Annotated in this window: 5 protein-coding genes and 1 tRNA gene; 4 read left to right on the plus strand and 2 right to left on the minus strand. The window is 70.1% G+C overall.

The genetic code is table 11. The features are described 5' to 3' along the window. The 4 genes from D7V77_RS40800 to D7V77_RS40815 form a co-directional block, all read left to right on the plus strand. On the plus strand, window positions 1-658 hold a 658-nt coding region (locus tag D7V77_RS40800), incomplete at its 5' end, for an RtcB family protein (protein WP_147452333.1). A gap of 178 nt (window positions 659-836) precedes the next feature. Continuing rightward, window positions 837-910 (plus strand) — tRNA-Gln (locus tag D7V77_RS40805). Window positions 911-969: 59 nt separating this feature from the next. Next, complete coding sequence (locus D7V77_RS40810) at window positions 970-1500, plus strand: non-proteolytic archaemetzincin-like protein (RefSeq protein WP_120581571.1); 531 nt, start codon at window positions 970-972, stop codon at window positions 1498-1500. A 133-nt stretch (window positions 1501-1633) separates the two neighbouring features. Beyond that, a complete protein-coding gene (locus D7V77_RS40815; protein ID WP_120581572.1) occupies window positions 1634-2596 on the plus strand; it encodes a PD40 domain-containing protein in 963 nt (320 codons plus the stop codon). A 33-nt stretch (window positions 2597-2629) separates the two neighbouring features. Here D7V77_RS40815 and D7V77_RS40820 read toward each other — a convergent pair whose 3' ends face one another. Both D7V77_RS40820 and D7V77_RS40825 read right to left on the minus strand, forming a co-directional pair. After that, entirely contained in the window at window positions 2630-3052 is a 423-nt protein-coding gene (locus tag D7V77_RS40820; protein ID WP_120581573.1) for a DUF3592 domain-containing protein, read from the minus strand. Window positions 3053-3220: 168 nt separating this feature from the next. Next, window positions 3221-3804 (minus strand): DUF3592 domain-containing protein (locus tag D7V77_RS40825; RefSeq protein WP_233597537.1); only part of this gene is annotated, 584 nt, incomplete at its 5' end.

Below are 3804 nucleotides of genomic sequence, written 5' to 3' on the forward strand. Positions count from 1 at the left end.
CCTCTGGCTGCTCATCCACTCCGGTTCGCGGGGCGTGGGGGGCGCCGTGGGGGAACACCACCAGCGCGTGGCCCAGGTGCTGGGACAGGGCACGCCGCCCGCGCTCGACACCCGCACCGAAGCGGGCCGGGCCTGCGTGAATGACCTGGACCTGGCGTGCCGCTTCGCCCGAGCGAACCGGGACCAGCTCGCCGCCCGGGCCCTGGCGGTGCTGGCGGACGTGCTGGGCGTGGCCCCGGACCCGGACAGCACCGTGGACGTGCACCACAACCACGTCGCCTCCGAGACGCACTTCGGCCGCGCGCTCTGGGTCCACCGCAAGGGCGCGGTGGGGCTGGATGCCGGAGCCCGGGGGCTCATCCCCGGCTCCATGGGCACGGCCTCCTACGTCGTCGAAGGGCAGGGGGAGCCCCGCGCCTTCCGCTCCTGCTCCCACGGCGCGGGCCGCGTGCTCACCCGCACGGAGGCCCGGGCTCGCATCCGCCCGGACGCCCTGGTCCACGCCCTGCGCCGCGTGGTGTTCGACCCGGGCCGGACCCGCGCCCTGGTGGAGGAGGCCCCCGCCGCCTACCGGGACCTCACCGAGGTGCTGGAGGACGAGGCGGAACTCGTGACGCCCCGCGTCCGGCTCACGCCCCTGGCCGTGCTGAAGGGCTGAAGAGGGGCCTCAGCTGTCGGGTGGATGACAGCCCGTCCCCCCGGCAGCCTCCCAGGTGGCGTCCGGGGGAGTGATCCACCCCCCGCACTCCATGGACTGAAGGGGGCAGCGTCAGAGTGGGTTCCCGCGCCCGTCAAAGTGCCGTAGTATCGGCCCACGAGTACGCGTGCGAACCTGCTGGGGCGTCGTCTAATGGCAGGACGTCAGACTTTGACTCTGATTATCAAGGTTCGAATCCTTGCGCCCCAGCCACTCCGCTCCGGGGGGACGCGGTCAACGTCGTCCGTCCGGAGGTAGAAGGCGGTGGGCTGATGCCGCAGAAGACGCTCCTGCTGGTCACCGTGGGCAGTCCACCGTCCGCGATCGTGAACGCCTTGCAGGAACCGCTGACGACCCATCTGGGCGTCAGCTCGGTCGTGAGCCGGATGGCGCTGTCCTCCCCGGCCTATGCCTTCAACAAGGACCGCAGCCAGTACCACTGCAACGCCATCATGCGCCGGTTGGGTACGGTGCTGGATGAAGCGCCGCAGGAGCTGGTGATGGGCGTGACGGACGCGGACCTCTTCGAACCGGACTCGCCCTTCGTCTTCGGGCAGGCGGACCGGGAGTCCAAGGTCGCGGTGATGAGCCTGTACCGGCTGCGCCAGGGCGCGGAGGGCGAAACGCTGCGCCGCCGCGTGCAGGTGGAGGCGGTGCACCAGGCCGGGCACCTCATCGGCCTGTCGTACTGCGAGGACTCACGCTGCGTGATGTTCCTCCCGCAGTCCCCGCAGGACATCGACCGCAAGTCGCTGGGCCCCTGCAACGTCTGCCGCAACGAACTGAACCGTCTCAACCGCTGAAGGCGCGTGCGCGCTCCCGGACACGGGGGCGCGTGAATGCCTCCGTGTGCGTTGACGTCTTGTCCGGCGCGCCCTGTAGTGTTCGGGCGCGAAGCGCGCGTGTGACAGGGCCGGCACGGCGGGAGAGACAGCGATGATGGGCATGCGGCGGTTGCTCGGCGGTGTGGTGGCGGTGGGGTTGTTGGGGGCGTGTGAGCCCACGGACTTTGGCGGTGGCGGCACCACGGGTGACGTCCTCTTCGACCGGGGCTTCGCCTTCGTGCGCGGCGACCGGAACATCTACGTGGTGGACGACGACGGCGACCCCAACAGTCCGCAGCGGCTGACGACGGCCGGCGGCGCGTACACGCCCTCCATCTCCAAGAACGGCAACAGCATCGTGTTCGTGCAGCGCTCTGGAAACACGTACTCGCTCCAGACGGTGCCCACCACGGGCGGGCCGGTGGCCACGCTGCTGAGCACCAACGACGCGGCATGCGGCAGCTGCACTGGCTTCCGCGGGCCCACGTTCAGCCCGGATGGCCGCTTCATCGTCTTCGCGTTCGAGCGGACGTCGGGGGCGCTGAGCTCGCTGGCGCGCATCGCGGTGGATGGCAGCGGCTTCGTGGAGTTGACGCCCAACGCGGGCATCGCCTTCGGGTCGCCGTCCTTCTTCCCCAGCGGCAACACGGTGGTGGCGCCCGCGGGCAGCAGTGCCTCCTTCTACAACCAGCTCGCGTTCGTGCCGGCCGGCGGTGGCAGCGCCAACTTCGTGGCGCTGGGCAACGAGGTGCTGGCCATCGCGAACCGCGCGGTGGTGTCCCCGGACGGGCGGCAGGTGGCGCTGGACGGGCGGCTGTCCAACGGCAGCACGCGCATCTTCGTGGGCAACGCGACGGCCAACGGCATCAGCGGCTCCGTGCGGCGGCTGACGGACTACACGGCGAGCACCGTGGAGGAGAGCTTCCCCAGCTGGACGAGCAGCACGGAGCTGGGCTTCCTCTTCAACGACTCCGGCGGTGACCCGAGCATCTACCGCGCCCCGGTGTCTTCCGTGGCCAGCTCCGTGACGCTCGCGGTGCCCGCCGCGGGCGAGCCCTTCTACGGGCCCAACTAAACCGCGCCCTGGGGCCGCGCGGTCCGGGACCCTTCAGCGCGCGTTCATCCACGTGATGAAGGCCAGGGTCAAGAGGACCGCGAGGCCGAAGATCCCGGTCAGGAGGTTGAGGCGCCCGCTCTCCACGTCCGCGCGCTGGTGCCTGTGGGGGGCGTCCGGCAGGTAGAGGAACTCCAGGGGGTCGCCCTCGGACACGGGCTGGGACGGCAACACGTGCCGGTGGATCTTGTACTTGCCGTGGATCTCCGAACCGTCTGGCAGGCGGAAGACGTACTCCACGAACACGTGGTTCACGTTCAACCAGCTTTCGCGGATGCGGACCACCTTGCCCCGGGCGGGCCGTCCGCGCTCCCGCAGCGCCAGGGTGAGCCGGTGCTGGCGCACCAGCATCACCGTCAGCGCCAGGGGCGCCCCCACGAAGAACACCATGAGCAGGATCGCATTGATGGGGAGCATGGATGCCTCAGGATGACGGGGGCGCGGACTCGAAGGCAACGCGGAGGGATTGGCCCTTCCCCCGTCATTGCAAGACGTGCCGTGGTGCTCCGCGCCGTCCGGCAGGGAGAAGACGGACGCCACGGTCCAGGACGAAGCGCGCCAGGGCCACCCTCTGGATGAGGGGGTTCACGGGGAGGGGGCTTCCCGTGCCACATCTTGCCGCTGCTGCTCCTGTACGGCATTCCGCGGAGGCTCGCCGGTCTGGCGCAAGCCCTGCGAGGTGACGGGCTCCAGCGGGGCTCGCGCGTGGCCCTGCGTGGGGTGGGGCATCATCATCTGGTACACGATGTACCCGCCCACGACCATGACGAGCACCAGGACGACCATCGTGGCCACGAGCGTGAGCAGCCCGACTTCCGCCCCTGCGCGTTGATGCTGGCGGGGGTCGTCCGGGAGGTAGGTGACTTCGAGTGGGTCCCCCACCGAGGGATGCGAGCGCAGGGGGCGCCTGCTCAGGCGGAGCGCCTCGTGGTGCTCCGAACCGTCCGGCAGATGGAAGACGTACTCCATGATCACGGAGTTCGACAGGAAGTCCGTGCGCAGGTTGACGACCTCGCCCGGAGCGCGCAGTCCCCGCGCTCGCAGCTCCCGGGTGAGCCGGTGCTGGCGCAGCACCCTCACCATGGTGAACAGGCAGGCCCCCGGGAGGATGGCCCAGATCAGGAACCCGAAGATGAAGGTCATGAATCCTTCAGGATGGGGGAGGGAGG

The organism is Corallococcus sp. CA041A (assembly GCF_003612075.1).
GTDB lineage: Bacteria > Myxococcota > Myxococcia > Myxococcales > Myxococcaceae > Corallococcus > Corallococcus exiguus.